Annotated in this window: 24 protein-coding genes and 2 tRNA genes; 15 read left to right on the forward strand and 11 right to left on the reverse strand. The window is 70.5% G+C overall.

What is annotated here, in order from left to right; genetic code table 11:
• Window positions 1-32 precede the first annotated feature (32 nt).
• Window positions 33-1,421, forward strand: coding sequence for an aldehyde dehydrogenase family protein (locus tag AB0K14_RS11570; protein WP_360465565.1), 1,389 nt, complete (start codon window positions 33-35; stop codon window positions 1,419-1,421).
• Here the strand turns inward: AB0K14_RS11570 and AB0K14_RS11575 are convergent.
• Complete coding sequence (locus tag AB0K14_RS11575) at window positions 1,418-2,986, reverse strand: hypothetical protein (RefSeq protein WP_360465562.1); 1,569 nt, start codon at window positions 2,984-2,986, stop codon at window positions 1,418-1,420. The genes AB0K14_RS11570 and AB0K14_RS11575 overlap by 4 nt on opposite strands.
• 33 nt (window positions 2,987-3,019) lie before the next feature.
• Window positions 3,020-3,736, reverse strand: a complete 717-nt coding sequence (locus AB0K14_RS11580) for a 2-phosphosulfolactate phosphatase (protein WP_360465559.1) — start codon at window positions 3,734-3,736, stop codon at window positions 3,020-3,022.
• 27 nt (window positions 3,737-3,763) lie between these two features.
• Between AB0K14_RS11580 and AB0K14_RS11585 the strand changes: the two genes are divergently transcribed.
• Both AB0K14_RS11585 and AB0K14_RS11590 read left to right on the forward strand, forming a co-directional pair.
• On the forward strand, window positions 3,764-4,231 hold the full coding sequence (locus AB0K14_RS11585) for a ribose-5-phosphate isomerase (RefSeq protein ID WP_360465556.1): 468 nt from the start codon (window positions 3,764-3,766) through the stop codon (window positions 4,229-4,231).
• Window positions 4,231-5,034 carry a zinc finger domain-containing protein gene (locus AB0K14_RS11590; RefSeq protein ID WP_360465553.1) on the forward strand — a complete coding sequence of 268 codons (804 nt, stop codon included), beginning with the start codon at window positions 4,231-4,233 and terminating at the stop codon, window positions 5,032-5,034. The genes AB0K14_RS11585 and AB0K14_RS11590 overlap by 1 nt, the downstream gene beginning before the upstream one ends.
• An 18-nt stretch (window positions 5,035-5,052) precedes the next feature.
• Here AB0K14_RS11590 and AB0K14_RS11595 read toward each other — a convergent pair whose 3' ends face one another.
• Window positions 5,053-5,724: a hypothetical protein gene (locus AB0K14_RS11595; protein ID WP_360465550.1), complete on the reverse strand. Its 672-nt coding sequence runs from the start codon at window positions 5,722-5,724 to the stop codon at window positions 5,053-5,055.
• A gap of 248 nt (window positions 5,725-5,972) precedes the next feature.
• Here AB0K14_RS11595 and AB0K14_RS11600 point away from each other — a divergent pair, with 248 nt between their 5' ends.
• The gene (locus AB0K14_RS11600) at window positions 5,973-6,854 is read left to right on the forward strand and encodes a helix-turn-helix transcriptional regulator (RefSeq protein WP_360465596.1); all 882 of its coding nucleotides are present in this window, start codon (window positions 5,973-5,975) and stop codon (window positions 6,852-6,854) included.
• Between the two features lie 192 nt (window positions 6,855-7,046).
• On the opposite strand, the gene AB0K14_RS11605 is transcribed toward AB0K14_RS11600, so the two are convergent.
• A complete protein-coding gene (locus tag AB0K14_RS11605; RefSeq protein ID WP_360465547.1) occupies window positions 7,047-7,265 on the reverse strand; it encodes a DUF397 domain-containing protein in 219 nt (72 codons plus the stop codon).
• Between the two features lie 185 nt (window positions 7,266-7,450).
• Here AB0K14_RS11605 and AB0K14_RS11610 point away from each other — a divergent pair, with 185 nt between their 5' ends.
• The 5 genes from AB0K14_RS11610 to AB0K14_RS11630 are packed head-to-tail and all read left to right on the forward strand — an operon-like array spanning window position 7,451 to window position 14,075.
• Window positions 7,451-8,452, forward strand: coding sequence for a BTAD domain-containing putative transcriptional regulator (locus tag AB0K14_RS11610; protein ID WP_360465544.1), 1,002 nt, complete (start codon window positions 7,451-7,453; stop codon window positions 8,450-8,452).
• Complete coding sequence (locus AB0K14_RS11615; RefSeq protein ID WP_360465541.1) at window positions 8,449-10,656, forward strand: hypothetical protein; 2,208 nt, start codon at window positions 8,449-8,451, stop codon at window positions 10,654-10,656. The genes AB0K14_RS11610 and AB0K14_RS11615 overlap by 4 nt, the downstream gene beginning before the upstream one ends.
• Before the next feature lie 31 nt (window positions 10,657-10,687).
• Window positions 10,688-11,524 carry a hypothetical protein gene (locus AB0K14_RS11620; protein WP_360465538.1) on the forward strand — a complete coding sequence of 279 codons (837 nt, stop codon included), beginning with the start codon at window positions 10,688-10,690 and terminating at the stop codon, window positions 11,522-11,524.
• The gene (locus AB0K14_RS11625; protein ID WP_360465535.1) at window positions 11,521-12,747 is read left to right on the forward strand and encodes an OmpA family protein; all 1,227 of its coding nucleotides are present in this window, start codon (window positions 11,521-11,523) and stop codon (window positions 12,745-12,747) included. The genes AB0K14_RS11620 and AB0K14_RS11625 overlap by 4 nt, the downstream gene beginning before the upstream one ends.
• On the forward strand, window positions 12,744-14,075 hold the full coding sequence (locus AB0K14_RS11630) for a hypothetical protein (RefSeq protein ID WP_360465532.1): 1,332 nt from the start codon (window positions 12,744-12,746) through the stop codon (window positions 14,073-14,075). The genes AB0K14_RS11625 and AB0K14_RS11630 overlap by 4 nt, the downstream gene beginning before the upstream one ends.
• A gap of 56 nt (window positions 14,076-14,131) precedes the next feature.
• Here the strand turns inward: AB0K14_RS11630 and AB0K14_RS11635 are convergent, their stop codons facing one another.
• Together AB0K14_RS11635 and AB0K14_RS11640 are read right to left on the reverse strand one after the other, a co-directional pair.
• Window positions 14,132-14,875: a hypothetical protein gene (locus AB0K14_RS11635; protein WP_360452877.1), complete on the reverse strand. Its 744-nt coding sequence runs from the start codon at window positions 14,873-14,875 to the stop codon at window positions 14,132-14,134.
• A gap of 62 nt (window positions 14,876-14,937) precedes the next feature.
• Window positions 14,938-16,146, reverse strand: coding sequence for a GNAT family N-acetyltransferase (locus tag AB0K14_RS11640; RefSeq protein WP_360452879.1), 1,209 nt, complete (start codon window positions 16,144-16,146; stop codon window positions 14,938-14,940).
• An 84-nt stretch (window positions 16,147-16,230) separates the two neighbouring features.
• On the opposite strand from AB0K14_RS11640, the gene AB0K14_RS11645 reads away from it, so the two are divergent.
• Window positions 16,231-16,950: a maleylpyruvate isomerase family mycothiol-dependent enzyme gene (locus AB0K14_RS11645; RefSeq protein ID WP_360452881.1), complete on the forward strand. Its 720-nt coding sequence runs from the start codon at window positions 16,231-16,233 to the stop codon at window positions 16,948-16,950.
• Between the two features lie 152 nt (window positions 16,951-17,102).
• Here AB0K14_RS11645 and AB0K14_RS11650 read toward each other — a convergent pair whose 3' ends face one another.
• The 3 genes from AB0K14_RS11650 to AB0K14_RS11660 form a co-directional block, all read right to left on the reverse strand.
• Entirely contained in the window at window positions 17,103-17,450 is a 348-nt protein-coding gene (locus AB0K14_RS11650; protein ID WP_360452883.1) for a VOC family protein, read from the reverse strand.
• Window positions 17,451-17,878: 428 nt separating this feature from the next.
• A complete protein-coding gene (locus AB0K14_RS11655) occupies window positions 17,879-18,349 on the reverse strand; it encodes an NUDIX domain-containing protein (protein ID WP_360452884.1) in 471 nt (156 codons plus the stop codon).
• Window positions 18,350-18,532: 183 nt separating this feature from the next.
• Window positions 18,533-18,603, reverse strand: a tRNA-Gly gene (locus tag AB0K14_RS11660).
• A 61-nt stretch (window positions 18,604-18,664) separates the two neighbouring features.
• Here AB0K14_RS11660 and AB0K14_RS11665 point away from each other — a divergent pair.
• Window positions 18,665-18,738, forward strand: a tRNA-Pro gene (locus tag AB0K14_RS11665).
• Window positions 18,739-18,796: 58 nt separating this feature from the next.
• Window positions 18,797-18,949: a hypothetical protein gene (locus AB0K14_RS11670; protein WP_360452886.1), complete on the forward strand. Its 153-nt coding sequence runs from the start codon at window positions 18,797-18,799 to the stop codon at window positions 18,947-18,949.
• Here the strand turns inward: AB0K14_RS11670 and AB0K14_RS11675 are convergent.
• Complete coding sequence (locus AB0K14_RS11675; RefSeq protein WP_360452888.1) at window positions 18,946-19,197, reverse strand: hypothetical protein; 252 nt, start codon at window positions 19,195-19,197, stop codon at window positions 18,946-18,948. The genes AB0K14_RS11670 and AB0K14_RS11675 overlap by 4 nt on opposite strands.
• An 89-nt stretch (window positions 19,198-19,286) precedes the next feature.
• Complete coding sequence (locus tag AB0K14_RS11680) at window positions 19,287-20,192, reverse strand: LysR family transcriptional regulator (RefSeq protein WP_360452890.1); 906 nt, start codon at window positions 20,190-20,192, stop codon at window positions 19,287-19,289.
• 1,170 nt (window positions 20,193-21,362) lie between these two features.
• On the opposite strand from AB0K14_RS11680, the gene tig reads away from it, so the two are divergent.
• From tig to AB0K14_RS11695, 3 genes are all read left to right on the forward strand, one after another.
• The gene (gene tig / locus AB0K14_RS11685; RefSeq protein WP_360452892.1) at window positions 21,363-22,715 is read left to right on the forward strand and encodes a trigger factor; all 1,353 of its coding nucleotides are present in this window, start codon (window positions 21,363-21,365) and stop codon (window positions 22,713-22,715) included.
• Window positions 22,716-22,828: 113 nt separating this feature from the next.
• Window positions 22,829-23,437 carry an ATP-dependent Clp protease proteolytic subunit gene (locus AB0K14_RS11690; protein WP_360452894.1) on the forward strand — a complete coding sequence of 203 codons (609 nt, stop codon included), beginning with the start codon at window positions 22,829-22,831 and terminating at the stop codon, window positions 23,435-23,437.
• A 28-nt stretch (window positions 23,438-23,465) separates the two neighbouring features.
• Window positions 23,466-24,092, forward strand: coding sequence for an ATP-dependent Clp protease proteolytic subunit (locus AB0K14_RS11695; RefSeq protein ID WP_360452896.1), 627 nt, complete (start codon window positions 23,466-23,468; stop codon window positions 24,090-24,092).
• Window positions 24,093-24,198 lie beyond the last annotated feature (106 nt).

Raw genomic sequence — 24,198 nt, forward strand, 5'->3', positions numbered from 1 at the left:
GTCGGTGTGACACTCTGGGGCAAGTTTCGCCCGTGAGTGTCACACCGTTCCTCGGGGAGTCCGCAGTGATCGAGGTCGTCAACCCGACCACCGAAGAGGTCATCGGCACGGTCCGCGCCGGCACGGCCGGTGACGTGGACGCGGCCGTGATCCGGGCCGTCGCCGCGTTCCCGGCGTGGTCGGCGACGTCGTCGGACACCCGGTTGGCGCTGGTGCGGTCGGTGGTGGACGCGCTGGAGGCGCGGGCCGAGTCGTTCGCCGCGACCATGACCGCGGAGATGGGCACGCCCATCTCGTTCGCGTCGCGGGTGCAGGTGCCGAACCCCGTGGGCATCGCGCGTGGCGTGGCCGACACGCTGGCGGCCGGGTACTTCGACGGCGAGGAGATCGGGAACTCGCTGGTGCTGCGGGAGCCGATCGGCGTGGTCGCCGCCATCACCCCGTGGAACTTCCCGTTGCAGCAGATGGTGGCCAAGGTCGTGCCCGCGCTGGCGGCGGGCAACGTGGTGCTGCTCAAGCCGAGTGAGCTGGCGCCCATGACAGCCGACCTGCTGGCTTCGGCGCTGCACGACGCCGGCCTGCCCGAGGGCGTGTTCTCCCTCGTCCACGGCACCGGACCGGTGGTCGGCGAGGCGTTGGCGGTTCACCCGATGGTGGACATGGTGTCGTTCACCGGTTCGACGCGGGCCGGGCGCCGGGTGGCCGCGCTGGCCGCCGAGACGGTCAAGCGGGTGGCGTTGGAGCTGGGCGGCAAGTCCGCGAACGTGGTGCTGCCCGACGCCGACCTGACGCGTGCGGTGAAGATCGGTGTCGCCAACGCGTTCATGAACAACGGGCAGGCGTGCAGCGCGTGGACCCGGTTGCTGGTGCCCGCGGCCCGGCACGACGAAGCGCTGGAGATCGCGGTGGCCGCGGCCGCCAAGTACGAGCCGGGCGACCCCACCCTGCCCTCCACCCGCATCGGACCGGCGGTGTCGGCCGCCCAGCGCGACCGCGTGGTCGGTTACGTCCGGCGGGGTGTCGAGGAAGGCGCGAAGCTCGCCCTCGGCGGCCCCGAACGCCCCCTCGACCGCGGCTTCCACGTCGCGCCGACCGTGTTCGGCGGCGTGCGCCCGGACATGGCGATCGCCCAGGAGGAGATCTTCGGGCCGGTCCTGTCCGTCATGCCGTACGCGGACGAGGACGACGCCGTGCGCATCGCGAACTCCACCATCTACGGCTTGGGCGGCGCCGTCTTCTCCGCCGACACCGACCGCGCGCTGGCCGTGGCCAAGCGACTGCGGACGGGCCAGGTGGACATCAACGGCGCCGCCTTCAACACCAGCGCCCCCTTCGGCGGTTACCGCCAGTCCGGCAACGGCCGCGAGTTCGGCCGCTTCGGCCTGGACGAGTTCACCGAGGTGAAGTCCGTCCAGCGCTAGTCGGTTTGCCCGGTGTCCGGGGCGTCGGACCCCTTGGTCTCGACGCGGGAGCGCTTCGTCGGTCGCGGGTTCGGGTCGTCGGTCGGCGCTGTCGCAGGAGCCGGCCCGGGGGCCGGTGCAGGAGCCGGTGCGGCCGGCAGCTCGCCGGCCGCGAACGTCCTCATCGCGTCGAACACGGTGGCGGTGCTGTACTTCTTGTTCACCGGTTCGGACCTGGCCGCCACCCGCTCCACCTGGCGCAGCTCGAACAACATCGAACCGTCCTCCGCCGTGCCGAAGAAGCCCATGGCGTAGGTGAAGTGGCGGCCCTGGCGGTGCGCTGGGTAGCCCTTCGGGGGCGACAGCAGATCGCGGTACCTGCCACGTGGTCCCGCGCCGTCGTTGTCCCGGTCGAGCGGCTCCAGGACCGGCGACGAGGGCGTGCCGTCCACGATCGAGTGGTACCACTCGCCGATCGTCGGTCCCACGTACACCGCGCCCGCCGGACCCTTGTAGCCCTTCTGGGCGAGGACGTCGCCGAGCCAGGCCAGCTGACCCGTGGCCTGCTGCCCGTAGAAGACGCAGCGCTCGAAGTCCCTGCGCTCCGCGGCGTCGAGCAGGAGGTACGCGGAGTGGAAGTCGGTGCGGGACATCACCGGGAGGAGCACCTTGGGACCTTGGTCGTCGGTCGTCCCGAACGTGAGGCACAGCACGTAGTACCGGACCAGGTGGAGCAGCGCGGCGACCCGGGGCACCGGCGGCGCGTCGGCGTAGAAGTCGTCGATCTGTTCAATCGCCGTCGCCGCGGTCTTGCCGCCGTAGGTGGACAGCAGGTCGGTGATCCCGGTCAGCGCCCTGGCCGTGGTGGCCTGGAGCGGGCCGCGTGTCGATCCCCCGTAGTGGCGCACGTGTACCAAGTAGCCGGCCTCGAAGGCCACGTCACCTGTTTCGTCACTGCGCGCCGCCTCCGGCAGCGGGTAGTCGTGGCCGGCGTAGCCGCAGCTCGCGAGGAAAGCGACCTCCTCTGCGATCGCGGCGATCTGCAACTCCAAGGCCGCCAACGTGGTCACGGGCGACGTCACGAATTCGAGCTCATCGCCGTCGAGCTCCAACCGGAGGATCTCCGGCTCCTTCCGCGCCTTCGGCCACCGCTTCAGCAGCGTCTTGGACGGCAGCGGCGGCCCTTTCATGTCGACCTTGATGTCGGTCTGCCACTCGAAGCCGACCGACGGGGTGCCGTGGCGAGGCTTGGTCGGCCGCTGGATCTCGTCCAGCACCCACAGCCGCAGCTCGTCCACCTCGGCCGCGGCGGCCTGGAAACCCCGGTCGCCCGTCAGCGCCGCGCACACCGCGCCGAGCGACGTGGCGAGCTCGGTCAGGCCGACGTACAGCGACTCGCCGACCGAGTAGTCCTTGACGGCGACCAGCGTCGCCACGGACTGCGCCTGCCCCGCCACCGCCTTCAGCAGGCCCGTGGTGGCGTCGGGTTGCGGTCCGCGCAGCGCGTCCAGGACGAGCTCGTTCAGCAGGCGGGCGATCCTGGTCGTCTCGGACTGCGGCGTTCGTAACTCACCTTGCGGCTCCATGGCGTCCTCCTGATGCGGCGGGCAGGACGCCCATCATTGCGCCCATGCGCGCAGCACGCCGTCGACCAAGTGGGGGACCGCGCTGCTGACGTTGACCTCCGACGCCAGCGCCACGTCGCCCCCGTGGCCCGCGGCGATCAGCTCGCGGCCCGACACGCAGCCGGCCAGCACGTCCGGCACCGACGCCCACGCGAACGCCTCCGCCGCCATGGCCGCCTCGACCGACGCCGAGCCGTAGCCCAGCAGCGACGCCATCACGGCCCCGGCGCCGAGCAGGTCTTCCACCGCCGGTCGCAGGGGCCCGACATCGGCCTGCTCGAACAGGGTGATGCCCCACCGCTCGCCGCCCGGCACCACGCCGATCGGCCCGCCCTCCGCCAACTCCCTGGCCGCCGCCGCGACCGCCCGCGCGTTGCGCAGGCACCCGGCCAGCACGACCGCGCCCGTCGACGCGGCCAAGGTGCACAACGTCGCGCCATTCGTCGAGGCCAGCTCAAGCTCCGTGCCTGACGGCACCGACACCAGGGACGACGGTCGCAACGTCCACGACGGGTCCGCCGGCCGTGCCGCCGAAGCCCGGTCCTTCCAGTGCACCGGCCGCACGGCGCCACCGCGTCCCACCACGACGTCCACCGCCGTGGAGAACGACAGCACGTCCACGATCACCAGCACCGCGCACTGCTCACCGAGCGCCGCGACACCCTCCGGACCCCATTCGAGCCGCAGCCGGCAACCCTCTTGTCCGAACACGCGGCTCAGGATGGCAGACTTGCTGACGTGCGCGTTTACCTGGGATCGGACCACGCGGGCTTCGAGCTGAAGACCCACCTCGTCAAGCACCTGACCGACGCGGGCCACGACGTGGTGGACGTCGGCCCGGCGGTGTACGACGCGGAGGACGACTACCCCCCGTTCTGCATCGAGGCGGCCCGCCGCGTGGTCGCGGACGAGGGCAGCCTGGGCGTCGTCATCGGCGGCTCCGGCAACGGCGAGCAGATCGCGGCCAACAAGGTGCCCGGCGCCCGTGCCGCGCTGGCCTACAGCGTCCAGACCGCGAAGCTCGCCCGTGAGCACAACGACGCCCAGCTCATCGGCGTCGGCGGCCGGATGCACACCACCGAGGAGGCCTTCGCGATCGTCGAGGCGTTCCTGGCCACCCCGTTCTCCGGGCAGGAACGGCACGCCCGCCGCATCGACATCCTCCGCGAGTACGAGCGCACCGGCGAGGCGCCGGCCCTGCCGTAATGCCCGAAGGCCACACGCTGCACCGGCTGGCGAAGCTGCACCAGCGCCGGTACGCGGGCTCGACCGTCCGGGTGTCGAGCCCGCAGGGCAGGTTCTCGACGTCCCTCGTGGACGGCCGGTTGTTCGAGCGCGCCGAGGCGCACGGCAAGCACCTGTTCCACGTCTACGGCCCGGACGCGACCGTGCACGTCCACCTCGGCCTCTACGGCACGTTCACCGAGTCGTCGCACCCGGTCACCGAACCGGTCGGCGCGGTACGGATGCGGGTGGTCGGCGCCACCCACTGGACGGACCTGCGCGGCCCGACCCGGTGCGAGGTCCTCACCGACGTGGAGGTGGCCGCGCTGCGCGCCCGCCTGGGCCCGGACCCGCTGCGCCGTGACGCGAAACCCGACCTGGCCTACGCGCGCATCGCCCGCTCACGCCAGTCCATCGCGGTGCTGCTGATGGACCAGACCGTGCTCGCGGGCGTCGGCAACGTCTACCGCGCCGAGGTGCTGTTCCGGCACGGCGTCCACCCGCTCGTGCCCGGCAACCGGGTCGACCGGGCGTTGTGGGACGACCTGTGGCTCGACCTGGCCGTGCTCATGCGCGCCGGCGTGAAGGCCGGCCGCATCGACACCGTGCGGCCCGAACACCTGCCGGAGGTCACCGGCCGCGCACCGCGCCAGGACCGGCACGGCGGCGAGGTCTACGTCTACCGCCGCACCGGTCAACCGTGCCTGGTCTGCGGCACCCCCGTGGCCGCCGCCGAACTGGCCGGCCGCAACCTCTACTGGTGCCCCACCTGCCAGCCCGCGTGACCGCGGCGGCGCGTCGGCTCATTCCGCACCCCGCAGCGCGACCAGGCCTCGTCTGTGCGGACGGGGCAGGTCGGCGCGGCACGCCCGCGCTGCCGGCACGTGCACCCAGCCGTGGTGCTCCTCGCCCGCGACCCGGACGCGCACGTTCGGCGTGAAGCCGCTCGGGTCGATGCCCTCGTACCCGTGCCGCACGACCGCCCTGTAGATGTCGTCCGAGACCACCACGACCAGCGGCGCGGTCGAGTCGTTCAGCCTCGCCTTGAACTGCGGCGCGTTGAGCAGCCGGAACGTGATGTCGAGCGCCTCGCCGAAACAGCCGCGCCGGTCGTGGTGCACCTCGCCCGCGTGGACCACGGCGCGGAGCCGCAACGGCTCGTCGGGCACCATGAGTCCATGATCGTCCAGCAGGGCCCGCATCGTGGGGATGACCCGGTTGAGCAGCAGCGCCTTGGGCGCCTCCGGCACCGGGTGGATGAGCGCGAGCACGCCGTCCCCGCAGTCGACCAGCGGGTCGCGGCGGTCGGCGGTGATCCCGGCGTCGTCCAGCGCCTGCTCCACGAGGTCGTACATGGTCTCGCGCACGCGGGCCTTGGCCGGGTTGGTGCGGTTCGAGGACCCTTCGATGTCCACGGCCACGATCGCCCGGTGGTGGGCGGGTCCGGTGGTCGGGTGCGCCAGTGCGGAGGTCATGTCAGTCTCCTGCGGCTTCCTGCGTCGAGTCGACGTCTGCCGAATCGTCTTGAATCAGAATGAATCAGATGGTGGCTAGGAGTCAAGGCCGTAGATCATTAGGGTGAACACGAGAGTGTTTCACTGGTCGACACGGTCTACCCCCGGCTTGACAGTGGCGGTCAGTAGGTGGTTGAGTCCGAATCAGCAAGAATCAACATGGGTCGCAGGGAGTCGGGGTCTCCTGCGGCCGGGGAGTTGTGGCAACGATGGTCAACGCCGCAGATGAGACCGAGCCGCCGCCGTCGGGGCGCGCGCTGCTCGCGGCTGAGTTGCGGCGGCTGCGCGATCTGGCGGGATGGTCGGGGCGTCAGCTGGCACAGGAGATCGGTATCAGCCAGTCCAAGGTGTCGAGGATCGAGGCGGGAAGCGTGATCCCGACACTCCCGGAAGTCGTGGCTTGGGGAAGGGCACTCGAAGTGTCGGTTGAGATGCGGGAACGACTGACCTCGTTGACCGAGGCGGCGTTCACCGAGGTGCACCCGTACCGGGCGGCCTTGCAACGCCGGGGGCACTTGCAGGACGTCGTGCAGGACGAGGAGGTGTCCACCCGGTGGGTGCGCACGTTCCAGGCCTCGGTGGTGCCAGGGCTGTTGCAGATCCCCGACTACGCCCGCCGGGTGTTCGTCGTGTCGGGGATCGCCTACTCCGACGAGGACCTGCCCGCGGCCGTGGCGGGACGGCTGCACCGCCAGCTCGCCCTCTACGAGCCGGACCGCAGGTTCGACTTCCTGATCGGTGAGGCGGCGCTGAGGTGGCGACCCGGTCCGGTCAAGATGCTGCTCGCGCAGCTGGACCGGCTGGCCGCGGTCGGCACGTTGGACAACGTCGACCTCGGCCTGATCCCGTTCGACCGCGAGGCGACGGCGCCCATCTCGGACAACTTCGTCATCAACGGCGACCTGGACGACGGCAGGCAGAGCTACGTCTCGCTGGAGACGGTCCACGCGACGTTGACCATCACCGGTGAGCAGGACGTCGAGATGTACGAGAACCGCTGGTCGATGTTGCGGAAGATGGCCGTGTATGGCGACGACGCCCGCGCGTTGCTCGCCGAGGTGGCCGCGGACGTCCGCGCCGCCGCCGGCTGATCCACCGGCCTGCTCCACCCGAACCACCTGCTCCACCCGAACGACTGCCTCGACAGAACGACCCCGCCCCACCCGAACGACCCGCCCTGACCGATCCACGCCCGCGCCGCGGTCCGAGCAGACGCAGCCGCCGCGGCGGGCCCGACCGCGGTGAGGGCACCCCGTCCGCGGGATGCCCTCGCCACCCACCGACTAGCTCGGGTCGAACGCACCGGCCGCCAGGTCCCGCGTGAACGCGGTCCACCCACCGGCCTTGAACCGCAGCACCGGGCCGTCCTCGGCCTTCGAGTCGCACACCGCCGCCCCGTCACGCTCGGCTGCGTACATCACGCAGTTGGTGGTCTGGCTGTGGCTGCTCTTGTGAAACACCAGTCCGTCACGGACCGTCTGCAAGTCGTTGATCTCGGACATCGTGGCCCCTGTTCCTCGTGAGGGCGGCTCCGTGCTGCCCTGATGAGGTCAAACTCGCCCCCTGACCTGGGCAAATGCCCGTGTGTGGTGCTGGGTGGAGCACTGGGTGGAACTGGGTGCGCAGCGAGGTCGACCGCCGGCGGAGGACGGATGACCACACGTACACACAAGCGGAAAGTGACGAGATGACGAAAGAGATCACCGCCGGTCCCACCTTCCACCTGCTCGGTCCACCGGAAGCCCGGGTGGACGGCACGTCGGTGGACCTGGGCACGAACCGGGAGAAGCGGGTGCTGACCCCGCTGCTGCTGGAACCGGGCAAACCGATGTACCGCGACCGGCTGCTGGACTGGGGCTGGGACGACCTGCCCGACACCGCCGACCAGCTCCTGCACGAGGTCATGGCGAACCTGCGCAGGCGTTTCGGCGAACTGGGCCTGGAACGGGTGCTGATCAACAAGAACCGGTTGTGCACCTTGGACGTACCGCCCCTGTCGGTGGACGTCTACCGGTTCCGCGCTTCGGTCCGCCGGGCCATGGGCCTGCCCGACGCCGAACGGCGGCCGGTCTTCGAGCAGGCGCTGCTGCTGTACCGGGGTGAGCCGCTGGCGGGACTGGACGGCAGGCTCGTCGACAACGCCCGCGAGGCGTTGTGGCAGGAGCACCGCAAGGCGCGGGTCATGCTCCACCAGGCCGAGCTCCGGGTCGGTCGCCACGAGGAGTCGCTGCTGGACCTGGCCCGGCTGGGCCGCGAACGGCCGGACGACTCACAGGTCGCGGCCCTGCACATGTACGCCTTGTACCGCAACGGTTTGACCGCCGAGGCGGTCGCGGTCTACCAGGCGCACGACCAGGCGTTGGCCGAAACGGACGCCAGGGTGCCCGTGCAGCTCAAGAACGTGTACCTGCGCATGGCCCGCGGCGATCGGGACCTCGGCCCGGACGTCCACGTCTACCTGGGTGGCAAGCCCCAGGCCGAACCTTCCCCGCCCCGGGCGGAGGACACGGCCCAGGACGACGCGTCGCGGTCGCGACCCGAGCGCTTGCTCCACGCCCGAACGGTCACCCAGCACGCCGAGCAGATCTTCAACGAACCGATCACCACCTACGGGGTCGTGACGTTCGGCGGCAAGCACCGGCACCACCACCAGGACGCTGATGGCACAGGCACATCGGAGCGATCATGACCCACGAGGAAGTTGCGCCCGCCGAGGCCCCGGCCGGAGACGTCGCACCACCGGCACCACCGGAGCAGACCCCGCAACCCTCACCGCGGGAACCCGTACCGGCGCCGTCGGGCAAGGACGGGCCCAAGGCCGCGGCGGCCGGGTCGGCGGAGGACGCCGTCGACCAGGAGAAGCTGGACGGGTACGCCGACCGCCAGGCCGCCCGGCAGGACGCGGGTCAAATCTTCAACGCCAACGCAGACTTCCACGGCCTCAACGCGTTGGGCAACGGCCTGTCGCTGTACGTCGAGCAGTGGATCAACGGACCCGACGGCAGCCGCGGCCGGGTCCTGAACGGGCAGCTCGGCGAAGAACGCGTGCTGGCCGAACAACGCTGCTACCACCCGGTGGCCGACTACGCGGGCATGAGGTCGACGCTGCTCGACGCGCACGTGCTGGCGTTGGTGGACCAGCCCGACCAGGGCCGCCGGACGACCGCCAAGATCCTGCTCGCCGACTGCGTCGGGCCGAGCGCGGTGCGCCTGCTGATCGCGGTGGACGTGTCCCTTGAGCAGATCTACGAGGACGCGTCGAAGCTGTTCGCCGACGGCAACGGCTACCTGCTCGACCTGCGGGACCGGCGGGCGGATCCGCAGATCCTGGAGGCGCTGAGCCAGCACCTCGCGGGTCGGGGCGCCTACCTGGTGATCGTGTGCAACGCCTCGGCGCCGGGGGAGCACCGGCCCGGCCCGTACACGTTCCCGCACCCGTGCCCGCCGCCGCTCGACGTGCTGCGCAACCACGTGTGGTCGGCGGTCGAGCAGCACCTGCCGCGGTGCAACACCTGCACCACCGAGCGGATGTCGGCCTACCTGGACAGGTGCCTCGCGGACGAGAACTTCGTGCAGCAGCTGGAGTTCAAGACGCCGCCGCGCGTGATGGCGGGGTTCGCCGAGGTGCTCGCCACCGGGATGCACGCCGGCGAGGAGCCCGAGGTGCTGCTCGGGCGGCTGCCGAACCGGCTGCGCGACGAGGTCGAGAAGACCCTGCGCGAACCGGAGCTCCAGCCCGACGAGCCGCACCGGGCGTCCCAGCGGCAGGCGGTCCTGATCAGCTTCGCCGTGTTCCACGGCCGGGCGCTCACCGACGTCTTCGAGACCAGCGGCCTGCTGTGCCAGCAGATCCTGCCGCGGTTCGAGTCCCGGCCGGGCGCGTTGAACCAGGCGGTGTTCGACAGCAACCTGAGACAGCTCATCAGCGACGACATGCGGGACAGCACGCTGCTGCGCGCTGATGACGGGCCCCGGCGGGCGAAGTTCGTCTCGCCCGCGCTGAGCGGGATAGTCCTCGACGTCGCGTGGCACGACTTCGCCAGCACCCGTGACCCGATCATCATGTGGCTGGACGCGCTCGCGGGCCACGACCGGGTCGCGATCCAGGTGCGGGCGGCGCAGGTCGCGGGCCTGCTGGCGACGTTCGACTTCGACGAGATCTACCGCAAGCTGATCGGGGTCTGGGCGCGTTCGGGCGCCCGGTACCGCGAGTCGGCGGCCCTCGCGTTCGAGATCGCCTCCTTCGACGAGCGACTGCTCGGTCGCACCCGTGACCGGGTCGAAGCGTGGGCCGCCAGCCCGTCTCCCAGGCTCCAGGACAGCGCCGTCCGCGCGTACGGCACGCGCATCGGCGCCACCATCCCGCACGACGCGGTGCGCGCCCTGCGCAAGCTGGCCCGCAAGGCGGAGTTGGCGGAGACCAACGCGATCGGCGTCGCGCTGGCCCGGCTGTTCGCCGCCGACGCCGCCGAGCAGGTCCTCGACGCCCTGGGCGAGTGGATCGCGTCCGACGTCGAGTACGTGCGCCGCCACGCGGTCCGCGCGTTGCTGCTGCTGGCGCGGTTCTCCCTGTCGTCGGCGAACGCCCAGGTGCCCGCGCTGCCCGGCGTGGTCGCCCAACGCGAGCAGTGGCAGGACTCGCTGGTCGAGTTGTGGCGCGGCGCCCTGGTCGGCACTGAGACCTCCCACCGGGCCTGGGAGTCGCTGCGCCGCTGGCTCGTCGCCGCCGAGAGCGACGAGGCGCTCGCCGTGGTCGAGCCGCTGGCGTTGCGCGTCTTCGCCCGGCCGCTCGACGTCCGCGCCGCCTTCCACCTGGACCTCTGGTCGAGCCGGACGTCCGGCTCGACCGTGCTCCAACGACTGCGCAAGGCCGTCCGACGTGAACGGCCCTGACGCGTAGACCCGTATCGAGAGGAATCGAGTCATGAGCAGGAAACGCGGCATCTTCAGGCGCATGTTCGACCGGATCTTCGGCGCGCCCGACAAGGCCCCGGTCGGCACGACCACGCGGCGCATCGTGGAGTACGCGCCGCCGGCCGACGAGGAGCCGATCGTCGTGTACGCCAAGGCCGGGGTGTACTCGCTGCGCCTCATACCGACGTTCCGCTGGTCCAGCAAGATGATGGACTACGACCAGCTGGTGAAGTGCGCGGACCGCTACCACGACGTCGCCCGCACCACGTTGCTCGACCGGGCGTGGACGATCGCGCCGGAGTTCCACGCCGTCGACGTGGCCGAGGCCGAGGCGGCGATCAACCGGGTCCTCGCCGAGGAGTTGTGCTTCGACGACGAGGACGAGGGTCGACTCGGCTGCACGTCCGCGGTCAGGGTGCTGCTCGACCCGGAGCTGCGCGAGCACCTGCTGCCGGTGGAGAAGCGCAGGTTGACGCTCAACTCCGACCACGAGCTCGCGATGCTCCACGCGAGCCTCGTGGAGGAGCGCACCCAGCGCTGGCTGCAGGTCATCAAGGTGCTGGAGGAGATCGACGTCCTCGGCCCCGACGAGCGACAGCTGCTCGTGCCGTTCGCGGCGAGCCTGGCCGACAAGGACTTCGCCGGGGTCATGCACGGGCTCGGCGCGCACCGCGGTGAACTGGCCCGTGACCTCGCCGCCGTGCTGCGCAACGCCCGCACCGACCACGAGCACGTCGGGCTCTACGAGTTCGCGAACGCCTACGACAAGGCGTTGCAGGCGTTCTGCCGCCGAATGGGCCTGACCCCGTTCGCCTGGGTGCAGGGCATCGAGGGTGGTGCCGAGTGAACCGGCTCGCCGCGGTGCTGACCGCCTTGGCCCTGTCGGCCGCCGGCACGGCGTGCGTGCCCGAGCCGCCCCGCCTCGACCGCTGCGAGTGGATGCGGTCGACCGACAGCCCGCGCACCGACAGCGGGCGCACGGTGATCCTGGTGGACGCGACCAACTCCACCCGTGCCGCGGGGCAGCAGGCGGGCGCGCCCGACTTCTCCGGCGTGCTGCGCGAACACGTCGAGCAGGCCGTGGGGCGCAAGGACGTCGTGTCCATCGGCAGCTTCAGCGGCCCGGGCGCGGAACCCGCGTGGACGGCGTCGAACCACACCGCCGACTACTCGATGGACAACCCGGAGAACGAGAAGGACCGGCGGAAGACCGCGGTCACCTGCCTGCAGGACGCGGTGGTCGAGGCAGCGCGCGCGACACCCGCCAAGGCGGGCACCGACGTGCTCGGTGCGCTCCGCGCCGCCGCCGACCGGGTCCGCGACGGCCAGGCGGGCAAGACGGTCGTCGTCGCCTCGGACGGCCTGCCCACCTCCGGCTGTGCCGACCTGACCCGCGCCGGCTTCGACACCGACGAGGAGATCGGCAACATCGCGCAGGTGTGCGGGGAACGCGCGGAGGTGCGCCCCGACGACTTCAAGGGCGTCCGGGTGGTCATGCGCGGCATCGGGCGGCCGTCCGTGGACCAGCCCGCGCCGTCACCGGCGCAGCTGCGGTGGCTGGAGCAGCTGTGGCGCACGCTCTGCCGGGCCAACGGCGCAGCCGAACAGCAGTGCGAGATCACCTCCGGCGGGGTCGCGGGCGGCGAGGACACGGCGACGACGCCCGCCGCGTCGGACGTGCCGGATCCGCAGGTCACGTACTCGCGGCGGGCCGTCACCTACGAGGTCCCCGCATCGGTCCTGTTCGACACCAGCTCGGCGGAGCTGCGCCCGGACGCGCGGTCCGCCCTCGCCCGCATCGCCGTCGACATCCGCACCCGCGAGTACCTCGGGATCGAGGTGCGCGGTCACACCGACTCGCGGGCCGACGAGCAGAACAGCAACGCGCTCGGGCAGCGGCGGGCGGACGCCGTGGCGGAGCTGCTGTCCCGCGAGGGCCTGTCGGACGTGGTCCCGAAGTCGTTCGGCGAGTCGCAGCTCAAGTGCCCCGACGAGTTCCCGGGCGGCGTCGAGGACCCGGCGGCGCTCCAGTGCAACCGGAGGGTGGAAATAGTGGTGACGCTGGCATGACCGTCAACGGAAGCACCACGTCCAGTTGGCGGCCGGCGGTCCCGTGCCCGCGCGACGACCTCGGCCTCACCCCGGCCGCTCGGCCGCGTACGGCCGAGCAGGTCCGGGAGGCCGAGATCGCGGCCCTGGTCGCCGCATACAGCGCGGGCAACGCGCAGCTCGCCGCCGGGCACCAGGTGCTGGTGTCCGCGTGCGAGGCGGTGATCGGGACCTACCGCGCCGCCGAGTCGGCCATCGACAGGGTGAGGACGTTCGTCGCGATCGGATCGGCGGCCGAGGCGCGCGGCGCGCACCAAGCGGTCGTCGACCGCCACGCCGACGACGGTCCGGAGGACCGCCGCCGAGTGCTGGCGTGGGCGCGCTGGGCGTTCTGGCCCGTGGTGCTGCTCAGCGGCGTGTTCGAGGGGGTCTACCTGGCGAAGATCTTCCAACAGCTGCTCAACGTGGGACCGGGCTCGTTCCTCTACTGGACGTCCTACGTGCCGGCCGTCGGGCTCACGGTCTGCCTGCTGGTGGTGGGCACGATGCTCGCCCAGGCGGTGTTCCGGCACCGCAGCCGGGTGGAGCGCAGGCTCGAACGGGGCGAGCGCGGGCTCAGGGGCGTCCTGCGCCGGCTGCGGACCCGGCACCGCGACCGGGACGAGCACGCCCAGCGCCGACCCGACGACCTGCCCTGGCCCGTCTGGACACTGCCGGTGGTGTTCGGCATCGCGGTGTTCGCCATGCTCGGCAGCTGGGCACAGATCCGCGCGATGCTCGCCTCGGTGGACAACGCCCTGCTCGCGCCGTACGAGCCGTACACGGCCGGGATGTTGGTCCTGCTCGCGGCGGGGGTGGTCGTGGTCAAGTTCCTCGCTCACAACCCGTACGCCGACAGCGCCAAGGCCGCGGCGAAGCAGGTGAAGCAGGCGCAGGCCACGGCCGAACCGCTGGTCGAGGCGGCCCGTGAGCTGACGACGACGCACTACCGGAGCTGGTTGGACCTCCAGGCCCGGCTGGCGGGCGCGGAGGCGTCCGCGAAGCAGTCGGTCGAGAACGCCGTCATCCACTTGCGCGAGGAACGGTCGCGGACCGGTGCCGCGAGCCCGATCGACCCCCCGGGACAGGCGGTGACCAGCGATGACCCGTCGGTCGTCGTCGCGACCGACACCGGTGTGGCCGACCTGCGGTTGGACTTCACCGTCTACGCGCACAGCCGCGCCGTGGCCGACCACTACGGCCCCGGCAAGCTGCACCGGAGGCTGAAGCAGGCGACGGGCGCGCTGCACGGGCAGTTCCAGCTCGACCGGGTGACCGATCCCGACGACGTCGAGGAACCGACCGGGTGAGGTGTCGGCGGGCGCCGAAACGGCTCGGCGCCCGCCGACACGTCCGCTCTCGCGAGTCAGAACCCGCCGAAGTCGCCGCCGCCACCGAAGTCGCCGCCGCCGTAGTCACCACCGGCATCGCCGCCATCGCCACCGCCGTCGCCACCGTCACCGCCGTCGTCACCGCCGGAGTCCTCGGCCGCCACGGCGGCCGGCACGCCGACCATGCCCGAGAACATCGCGCTGAACAGCAGCATCGAGCCGAAGCCCCACGCGCCGGCCACCATCGCGGGCTTCCACCACGGCTCGGAGTACCAGCCCTGCGGCACCGGGCGGCCCGCCACCACACCACCGGGGTAGTAGTGCGGCGTGTGCGAACCCGGCCGCGGCGAGGCGACGTACCGATGACCCTCCACCGTGACGTCACGCTCCTCCGACACCTTGCCCGCGCGACCCTGACCGGTGAGGTCGGGCAGCTCGGGGCCGGGGTCCAGGTCCATCGCGACGCGCGCGGCACGCACGTAGTACAGGCCCTCCATCGCGGTCTGCGAGACCAGGCGGCACTGCTCCGTCGTGCGCGCCTGCTCCATCTGCGACCCGGCGGCGGTGAACCGCTCGGACGCGTCGGCCATGGCCTGCTGCGAGGCGACGTCCGTGCCCGTCAGGTTCATCACCTGACCGCCCAGCCGCTCGACCCAGCGGCGTGCCTCGGCCTGCGCGTCCTCCAGCTCACGGCGGCGCTTCTCGGCGGCGGAGCGTGCGGCGTACCAGACCGCACCGACCAGGACCAACAGCACGAGCAACACGATCGTGGTGGTCATCGACCCTCCCGGAGCTTGTTGTCCGGAAAACGCCGCACGGCGGGCGGAGGTTCCCGAAACGGTCAGAACACCTCCGGGCAGTGGGGGTCCCGGTCACCCTGGAAGGCGTGTGACAAGGCGTTCAGGGCACCGCCTGTGACCTCACGCACGCGCTGGGCACGTGCCAGGGTCGTCAGCTTCGTCCCACCCAGGTAGGCCGCGCCCAACGCGTGCACGTCCAGCACCACGTCCGGGTCGTCGTCCACCCGCTGCACGGTCGCCGTGCCGTCCTTCACGGTGAGCCGCCACCGGCCCGCGTTCCACGAGCAGAACTCGTCGGACACGTCCAGCACCACGTCCACGTCGGAGCCGTAGCGGCGCTGCGCGAGCGCCCGGTCGACGTCCACGAGCCGCACCCACAGCGAGTCGGCCCGAGCGCGCAACGCCAGCCGTGAGTCCGCCAGCAGGTGGGTGATCGGGTCGTCGGAGGCGGTGAAGAACTGCAGCTCACCGACCATGTCGACGTCCAGCAGGTACCGGTAGAGCGCCGCGTAGGCCTCGTCGGTGCGTGCGGCGATCTCCCGCACGTGCAGCTCGTTGCGCGGGCCGCGGTCCTGCCAGTCGTACTTGACCCGGTAGACCGCGTACCCGTCGGGGTGCAGGACGTAGCGGTAGGCGCTCAGCCCGTTGCGGTCGCGCTCGGTGTCGGCGAAGTGGTGGTCCCAGGCGGCGTCGTTGCGGCTCAGCCACCCCGTGCGGGTCGGCCGGATCGCCTCGTACACGGCCTTCAAGACCGGCATCGCCTCCTCCCGCGACACCTCGCGCACCCGCGCGTCACCGGTCGACACCCCGGCCCGGAACGCCGCACCGCGCGGCACGGACAGCCGGGTGAACTCCGCCGCGAGCCCGTAGCCGAACCGCGGGTAGATCGCCGCCTCCGACGCCCACAGCGCGGCGACCGCCTCACGGCCCTCGTCGTGGAGGCTGTCCAGCTGCGCCCTCATCACGCGGGTCAGCACGCCGCGGCGGCGATGGCCGGGTTTGACGCCCACCGACGTGACCGCCGCGAAGGGGAGCGGACCGACGCCGGGCAGCGTGATCTCCCGGCTCTGGATCCCGCCGCCGCCGATCAACTCGTCGCCGTCGAACACGGCGTGGTGGCGCTCGGGCTCGAAGAGGCCACGCCATCGTTCGAGCTGGTCATCGGCCGTGTCGTTGAGGAACGCGAGGTCGACGACCCGCTGGAACTCGGGCAGGTCGGCCGCCGTGAGGGTGCGGAGTGTGAGCGCCATTACCCGTTCATACGCCGGTCGTCGGTTCGGCGCGATCGAATTCAGGGGTCGCACCGGAAGGGGCGGTTCCGCGATGCTGCGCCGATGGACGCCCACTCGTTGGCCGGCGCTCTCCGGGTCGAAGCGGCCGCGTTGGCCGTCGCGGCCGACCTCACCCCGCCCGACCGCGACGTGCCGGGATGTCCCGGGATGACGGTCGCGGACCTGCTGGTGCACGTCGGTTCCATCCACCGGGTGGTGACCCGTTGGATCACCCGCGGCGCACGTCCGGCGGCGTGGCGGTGCTCGCCCGGTGACGCCGACCTGGTCGACTGGTACCGGGTCGGTGCGGCGTCGCTCATCGCCGTGCTCGACCCGGCCCGTGCCGCCTCACCCGCCGCCACGTGGTGCCCGTGGGACCGCACGCTGGGGTTCTGGATCAGGCGGATGGCGCACGAGACGGCCGTGCACCGAGTCGACGCCCAGGCCGCGATCGGATTGGCGGCACCGCTGGAGCCCGGACTGGCCGCCGACGGCATCGACGAGGTGCTCCGCCTGTGGCTGGGCTGCCACCAACCACCTGGCGCCCACACGTCGGGACTGCCGGTCTCCCTGCGCGTGCCCGGCCGCGAGTGGACCGTGGCGCTGCACGAGGGCATCGTCGACTACTGCCCCGGAGCCGACCCGGCCGCCGTCGTCAGCGGCTCGCCGTCCGCCGTGGACCTGTGGTTATGGGGACGGGCGGGGGAGGAGCACGTGTCGGTGGAGGGGGATGTCAGGGCCGTGCGCTCGCTGCGTGCCGCCGTAGCTGCCGCAACCGGGTGATTCGCGGTCGAGCGGGAGGCACACTGTGCGCGTGACGAAGCTTCGCCTGGTTCTGAGATGCCTGGTGACGTTCGCCATCGGCTGCCTCATGGTGGTGCTGGCGATCCGTTTCGGCGAGGCCCTGTGGCGCGCGGTGACGTCTTGAGCTCCGCCTAGTCGACCTTCGCGGTGACGAAGCAGAACTCGTTGCCCGCGGGGTCGAGGAGAACCTGGAAACTGCCCTGCTCGTCGGTCTGCACATCACCCTGCGGTACCGCTCCGAGTGCTGTGGCTCGTGCCGTGGCCGCCGCAATGTCGACGACGTCGATGTCCAGGTGCAGCCGATTCTTCACCGCCTTCGGCTCGGGCACCGGCTGGAACGACATCCGAGGCCACCCGGGCGGCACCACGTGCGCCCACCCGTGCTCCCGCTCCACCACCGTCCCCCCGAGCAACCCCGCCCAGAACCGCACGAGACGTGCGGGTTCAAGACAATCCACCACGATCTGATCCAGTCGCATGGTGTCCATGATGAGCCGCCACAACCCACCGACACACCGGCTGGGTCCGATGTGAGCCGACGTGCCACCCTACATCCCCGTAATGGGCGTGGGCCGCCGAAAACCACCTGGACCTGAGCCCACGCCGTCTCCGGCGACCCACTCGACCGCCTCCGCACTTGCCCGGGGGGACAACAAGGCAGTCACGGCGAGCGTAGATCTGCACAGGGGCACCAGGAACCCACAAGCCCCACCCCATCAGCGTGAACCAATCCGCCACAAACCCCACCGGGACACAAACGTCTCCAACCACTGCCGCCCCTACCTCCCCGAACCCACCTCAAGCCCTTCCACCACCCACCCCCCATGGCCATGCGCTCCCAACCTCCAACCGTCCACTGCGGAGCTGATCTCCGCCGGGCGCGCCGGATCGGAAGCTGCGCCTGGGGTCAGGTGAAGTAGGGCTCAGTGCGGTTGCCGAGGCCGTGTTCGATGCGCAGCCGGATCGACGGGTGGATGTCGAAGTCGGTCAGACGGTCGGGCTCGACCCAGAGGACTTCCTTCGACTCGCTGCTTGTGCGCAGCTCACCGCCGACGGGTCGAGCGCGGAAGCAGATGGAGAACTCTTGGCGGGCTTCGCCGTCGTCGTAGGCGATGACGTGGTCGGGGTTGGAGTACAGGCCGACCAGACCGGTGACTTCGACATCGATGCCGGTTTCCTCGTCGACCTCTCGGACGACGGCTTGGGTGAGGGTCTCGCCGACGTCCTGGCCTCCGCCGGGGATGGCGTACTTGTCGTTGTCGGTCCGTCGGATCATCAAGAGACGCCCGGTCGGGTCCTGGACGATGGCGCTCACGGCTACCCGGATGCTGTTCGGCTTCGGGGCGTCGGGATCGTTGAGGTAGTCGGTCCGGGTCATGGTTCGACCTTGTCAGAGGTCCGCGGGGATGTCGTGACGCCCTCCGGCACACCGGCAACGCGTTGGCGGTCGTGGTGATCGAGGCCCCAGGAGCGCCGCGAGGGGGCACGGAAGATCCGCGTAAAGCAAAAGACCGTCCACATGGGACGGTCCGTGAGGTCTCTACCAGCGAGGGAGTCGGAGAGCGGGTGACGGGAATCGAACCCGCATGACCAGCTTGGAAGGCTGGGGCTCTACCATTGAGCTACACCCGCACCGCGCCTACCGGGGTGGGCGCGTTGGTAGCTTAGCTGGTCGCGATAGGCTTGGGTGGACCGGGGCGTGGCGCAGTTTGGTAGCGCACCCGCTTTGGGAGCGGGGGGTCGCAGGTTCAAATCCTGTCGCCCCGACGGTCGCCCTGGCCAGCCTCGTGGTTGGTCAGGGCCCTTCCGCGGGTAGCCGGACCGCATGACTACCGCACCCTTCGAGCCCGACCCGGAGTTCGGTCGGCCCCGCATCGCGGCCGCCGATCCGGGACCGGGGGCACCCGAGCAGGCGCCCGGCTACGGGGTCGAGGCGGAAGAGCCCGATGTGATCGAGGACGAACCCGAGGACGGTTAGCCGCCCAGTTCGTCGACGGCGGTCGACACCGCGGCCGCTTGGCGTTCCAGCTCCTGGTCCGGCGAGTTCTCGTCCACGCCTCGCGCCAGGAGTTCGGCTCTGGACAGCAACAGCATCGCACCGCGGAAGCGGTCCGTGTCCAGGTCGTCCACTTGAACGATCTCCAGCCTGCCCTCGATCAGGACCAGGTTGGGGTCCGGCAGGTCGGAGGTCAACAACTCGCGCAGATCACGCGCCTTGACGGTCATGGCTTCGGCCTACCCGGCACTCGTCCCGCGAAACGCGGGCCGTTCTTGAGCACACCCGCGCCCGGGCGCTCAAGAACGGCTCCCCAGTGTCATGCCGGAGTCGCCACCTGCTCGCTGACCACCTGCGCCGCCGCCGACACGAGTGCCGTCACGGACGGGTTGATGGAGTTGTCCTGGCGCCACGCGAACTGGGTGTACACCCGGAACGGCGGGACCCAGGGCAGCCGGCACAGCCTGCCGTCGGCGAGCTCCGCCGCGACCGTCACCTCGGGGACAAGCGAGATCCCCAGACCCGAGGCGACCGCCCGCTTGGCGGCGTCGATCGAGTCGAGCGCCAGCACCGGCGACTTCGACTCGGCTTCCTGCAAACCCAACGCCTGCTCGAACTGCTCGTAGTAGCTGGCGCCGTTCTCGGCCCGGATGAGCGTGCTGCCGCGCAGCTCGTCCTCGGTGATCACCGAACGCCTGGTCAGGGCGTGGGTCGGGCCGGCGACCATGACCAGCGGCTCCGGGCAGAGCACCGTCGTCTCCAACCCCTCGCGGGGCTCCACGGAGCCGATGAAGAAGGTGCAGTCCAACCGCCCCTCACGCACCGAGGTCAGGTTCGCCTGGGTGTTGCGCGAGTGGAGGGAGATCTGGACGCTCGGGTACCGCCAGCACATGTACTCGATCAGTGGTAGCAGACGGTAGTCGGTCAGACTCTGTGCGCTGCCGATGACCAGCTTGCCGTGCGGCTCGCCGTTCATCGTGATGGCTTTCCTGGCCTTGTCGGTCAGGGTGATGATGTTCCGCGCGAACGGCAATAGTTCGACACCGGCAGAGGTCATCTGGATGCCGCGCGGAAGTCGACGGAACAGTGGTACGCCGAGGGTCTCTTCGAGTGCCTTGATCCGAGTGGTTATAGTGGGTTGCGAGCAATTCAGCGTGGCGGCTGCCTTGGTGAAACTGCCCGTTTGAACCACAGTTGTGAACGCCAAAAGCTGACGCGTCTCCATGGAGCTCCCCAACGGTGCGTGTAAGTGGTCCACGATGTGGCCGGCGCCGGACGGCATCGTGATCTCTTCTGCGTGGCGGCAGTTGACCTGGCTGCGCTTCTACGTGCGCGTGGCCTCAAGTCGATCAACATCGCCGCGCTACCGCGAGGGGTGGTACGCGGTGGCCGGACGGCGCTCCGGGGGCCGGTCGGACCCCGAAGTGACAGCCGGCGCCCAGGGGTAGGCCTGGGTTAGTGTTCGGCAGCGGCGGAATGGATCTCATCGGGTCATCGGCACCTTGTCTGGTAGGTGGTTAAAGAGCTCGATGACATTGTCTCGCTCGTTCCTGTCGGTCCCGGTTGCCGGTTGCGTCCGCTGCTGACCCCCCAGAACGTCCGGCAACGTGAATTATTGCTGGTCCAACACGTGGATCCCGGCGTCACGCTACCTGAAACCCACACTAATGGACTACGGCGGTTGGAGTCATCTCGACAAGTGAAAGTTTTCTGTCGAGCACTACTCCAAACGGCCCTAATTCACTCTTTCTGACGAACCTGCCCTCCTCGGTGGTTGCCGACTGTTAGTCGTCCCTACGGCATACGTGTTACACGACTCCGTGGTGGTCCCGCTCGGTGATGACGCTCGCCGCCATGCTCACGGCTCCCAGTGCCACTCGAATGGCCTAACGGACCGCCCTGTCGATCGACCGTTGAGCGGCATAGGTACGGCTGAATCGCCCCTGGCGAGACCGCGAAATTGCGGTCACGGCCGCCGGTGGCCGCGTGCCCGGCGAGCCGGGGTGCGCCTCGGGCGGGAGCGGTGGCGCGGCAGCGGGTCGGTAGCCAAGTTAAGAATCACTGTTGTGTTTTTGGCCGCCGCCGCGAGCCGCGGCCGGAAGGGCGCGCGGGAGCGCCCGTGGGACCGCTCGGGAGGGCGGCACGAACGGGCGGAATTCCACCGGCCCTGAGAATTCACGCCCGCACCCGCAATGCGATTCCCGATCACGCGGTATTGCCGCGACAATGCCCGGACACGACGTGCTCCACCGTCGTCACGCAAGGTTGCGGCCCCCGGATGCGGGGTGCTAGCGCCCCCGCGCCGGCCGACCGCCTAGACTCAGGCGGAATCCCGGCGCGACCAGACGCGTTCACGGGGTGTTCCGCACGTCCTGCCCGTTACGAGGAGACCACGTTGAAGAGCACCGTCGAGCACCTGAGCCCGACGCGGGTCCGGATCAACGTCGAGGTGCCGTTCGACGAGCTCAAGTCGGACTTCGACCGCGCGTACCGCAAGCTGGCCAAGCAGGTCCGCATCCCCGGCTTCCGCCCCGGCAAGGCCCCCGCCCGCGTGCTGGAGAGCCGCATCGGCCGCGCGCCCGTGCTGGACGAGGTCGTCCAGGAGGCCATCCCGGCCAAGTACCTGGAGGCCGTCAGCTCCGGTGAGCTGCGCACCCTGGGCCGCCCCGACTTCGAGGTGACCAAGATCGAGGACGGCGAGTCGCTGGCGTTCACCGCCGAGGTCGACGTCCGCCCCGAGATCACCGTCCCCGCCTTCGGCGAGCTGTCCGTCAGCGTCGACGACCAGGAGGTCACCGACGAGGACGTGGACACGCAGCTGGACGAGCTGCGCGCCCGCTTCGCCACCCTCACCGGCGTCAAGCGCCCGGCCGGCACCGGCGACTTCGTCGTGGTCGACCTGTCGGCGACCGTGGACGGCGAGGAGGTCGAGGAGGCCAAGACCGCCGGCCTGTCCTACGAGATCGGCTCCGGCCAGCTCGTCGAGGGCATCGACGACGCCCTGGTCGGCGCGTCCGAGGGCGAGTCGAAGAACTTCACCACCACCCTGGTCGCGGGTGAGCACGCCGGCCGCGACGCCGAGGTCACCGTGGTGCTGAACTCGGTCAAGGAGCGCCAGCTGCCCGAGCTGGACGACGAGTTCGCCCAGCTCGCCAGCGAGTTCGACACGCTGGAGGAGCTCAAGGCCGACCTGCGCACCCGCCTGGGCCGCGTGAAGAAGATGCAGCAGGGCGTCCAGGCCCGGGACAAGGTGCTGGAGGCGCTGCTGGCCAGCGTCGAGGTGCCGCTGCCCGAGGCCGTCGTCCAGGGCGAGATCGAGGCGCGGGCGCACGACGCCATCCACGCCCTCGACCACGACGAGGCGCGCTTCGCCGAGTGGCTGGCCGAGCAGGGCCAGACCAAGGAGCAGTTCGACACCGAGGTGCGCGAGGCCTCCGAGCAGGCGGTCAAGACCCAGCTCGTGCTGGACGCCATCGCCGACGCCGAGCAGCTCAACGTCACCGACGGCGAGCTCACCGAGCGGATCATCTACCAGGCCCAGCGGTTCGGCATCAGCCCGGACGAGTACGTCAAGCGGGCGCAGCAGTCGGGCCAGTTGGGCGCGATCTTCGCCGACGTGCGCCGCGGCAAGGCGCTGGCCTCGGTCGTGCGCCAGGCCACCGTGACCGACTCCGAGGGCAACGCCCTCGACCTGGACGAGCTTTTCGGTGAGGCGAAGTCCACTGAGGAACCCGCGAACGCGGAGTGAAGCCCTGAGCGAACGCGGGCGGTGTCGGGACGTCGACGCCGCCCGCCTTCGTTAAGGTCGTTGCTACGAGACTCTTTTCGGCACAGCTAGTCGGCAAAGTTAGGCAGGCAGACGTGACGCAGCACTCTTTCTCGGAGCCCATGATGCGAGCGGCCTCGGGGATGAACCTCAACGACTCGGTCTATGAGCGTCTGCTCCGCGAGCGGATCATCGTGCTGGGGACGCAGGTCGAAGAGAACATCGCCAACCAGATCGTCGCCCAGCTCCTCCTCCTCGCCGCCGAAGACCCGGAGAAGGACATCACCTTCTACATCAACTCGCCCGGCGGCTCGGTGACCGCCGGCATGGCGATCTTCGACACGATGGAGCTCATCCAGCCCGACGTGGCCACCTACGCGATGGGCCTGGCCGCCTCGATGGGCCAGTTCCTGCTCTCCGCCGGCACGCCCGGCAAGCGGCACGCGCTCCCGCACGCCCGGATCCTGATGCACCAGCCCTCGGCGGGCGTCGGCGGCACGGCGGCGGACATCGCGATCCAGGCGGACATGCTCACCCGGACCAAGCACGAGATGGCCGAGCTGATCGCGCAGCACACCGGCCAGTCGGTCGAGCGGATCGTCGCCGACTCGGACCGCGACCGCTGGTTCACCGCCCAGGAAGCCCTCGAGTACGGCTTCGTGGACAAGGTGATCACCCGCGCCAGCCAGGCGTCGACCAACTGACCGCGAGCCGAGCACCAGGAGACCTGAAGTGAGCCAGTTCCACGCACCGCAGTCCCGGTACGTGCTCCCGTCGTTCGTCGAGCGCACGAGCTACGGCATCAAGGAGTCCAACCCGTACAACAAGCTCTTCGAGGAGCGCATCATCTTCCTCGGCGTGCAGGTGGACGACGCGTCGGCCAACGACGTGATGGCCCAGCTGCTCGTGCTGGAGTCGGAGGACCCCGACCGCGACATCCTGATGTACATCAACTCGCCGGGTGGCTCGTTCACCTCGCTGATGGCCATCTACGACACCATGCAGTTCGTCCGCCCGGACATCCAGACCTACTGCCTGGGTCAGGCCGCCTCGGCGGCCGCGGTCCTGCTCGCGGCGGGCACCCCGGGCAAGCGGCACGCGCTGCCCAACGCCCGGATCCTGATCCACCAGCCGGCCACCGAGGGCGTCTACGGGCAGGTCTCCGACCTGGAGATCCAGTCCAACGAGATCCAGCGGGTGCGCAGGCTGCTGGAGAGCACGCTGGCCAAGCACACCAGCCGCACGCCGGAGCAGGTGCGCGAGGACATCGAGCGGGACAAGATCCTCACCGCTGAGCAGGCCAAGGAATACGGCATCGTCGACAGCGTTCTGCCTTACCGGAAGCTCTCGGCGAAGTAGTCCGGCGTGGCGCCCGACACGCCGAGCTGACCAGGGGTCCTGCTCAGTTCGGGGTGTCGGGGGCACGCTGGTCCTCCCGCACAGGCGGGTAGGACAGGTACCGTCG

Source organism: Actinosynnema sp. NPDC050801, assembly GCF_040673975.1.
In the GTDB taxonomy this organism is placed as follows: Bacteria; Actinomycetota; Actinomycetes; order Mycobacteriales; family Pseudonocardiaceae; genus Actinosynnema.

Excerpts from the sequence above, each read along its gene's own strand:
- AB0K14_RS11640 (WP_360452879.1), bottom strand. The coding sequence starts at position 16,146 with ATGGCGCTCACACTCCGCACCCTCACGGCGGCCGACCTGCCCGAGTTC.
- AB0K14_RS11575 (WP_360465562.1), bottom strand. The coding sequence starts at position 2,986 with ATGGAGCCGCAAGGTGAGTTACGAACGCCGCAGTCCGAGACGACCAGG.
- AB0K14_RS11635 (WP_360452877.1), bottom strand. The coding sequence starts at position 14,875 with ATGACCACCACGATCGTGTTGCTCGTGCTGTTGGTCCTGGTCGGTGCG.
- AB0K14_RS11650 (WP_360452883.1), bottom strand. The coding sequence starts at position 17,450 with ATGCGACTGGATCAGATCGTGGTGGATTGTCTTGAACCCGCACGTCTC.
- AB0K14_RS11615 (WP_360465541.1), top strand. The coding sequence starts at position 8,449 with ATGACCCACGAGGAAGTTGCGCCCGCCGAGGCCCCGGCCGGAGACGTC.
- AB0K14_RS11655 (WP_360452884.1), bottom strand. The coding sequence starts at position 18,349 with ATGACCCGGACCGACTACCTCAACGATCCCGACGCCCCGAAGCCGAAC.
- AB0K14_RS11675 (WP_360452888.1), bottom strand. The coding sequence starts at position 19,197 with ATGACCGTCAAGGCGCGTGATCTGCGCGAGTTGTTGACCTCCGACCTG.
- AB0K14_RS11605 (WP_360465547.1), bottom strand. The coding sequence starts at position 7,265 with ATGTCCGAGATCAACGACTTGCAGACGGTCCGTGACGGACTGGTGTTT.
- AB0K14_RS11630 (WP_360465532.1), top strand. The coding sequence starts at position 12,744 with ATGACCGTCAACGGAAGCACCACGTCCAGTTGGCGGCCGGCGGTCCCG.
- AB0K14_RS11600 (WP_360465596.1), top strand. The coding sequence starts at position 5,973 with ATGGTCAACGCCGCAGATGAGACCGAGCCGCCGCCGTCGGGGCGCGCG.
- AB0K14_RS11610 (WP_360465544.1), top strand. The coding sequence starts at position 7,451 with ATGACGAAAGAGATCACCGCCGGTCCCACCTTCCACCTGCTCGGTCCA.
- AB0K14_RS11670 (WP_360452886.1), top strand. The coding sequence starts at position 18,797 with ATGACTACCGCACCCTTCGAGCCCGACCCGGAGTTCGGTCGGCCCCGC.
- AB0K14_RS11620 (WP_360465538.1), top strand. The coding sequence starts at position 10,688 with ATGAGCAGGAAACGCGGCATCTTCAGGCGCATGTTCGACCGGATCTTC.
- AB0K14_RS11595 (WP_360465550.1), bottom strand. The coding sequence starts at position 5,724 with ATGACCTCCGCACTGGCGCACCCGACCACCGGACCCGCCCACCACCGG.
- AB0K14_RS11680 (WP_360452890.1), bottom strand. The coding sequence starts at position 20,192 with ATGGAGACGCGTCAGCTTTTGGCGTTCACAACTGTGGTTCAAACGGGC.
- AB0K14_RS11645 (WP_360452881.1), top strand. The coding sequence starts at position 16,231 with ATGGACGCCCACTCGTTGGCCGGCGCTCTCCGGGTCGAAGCGGCCGCG.
- AB0K14_RS11590 (WP_360465553.1), top strand. The coding sequence starts at position 4,231 with ATGCCCGAAGGCCACACGCTGCACCGGCTGGCGAAGCTGCACCAGCGC.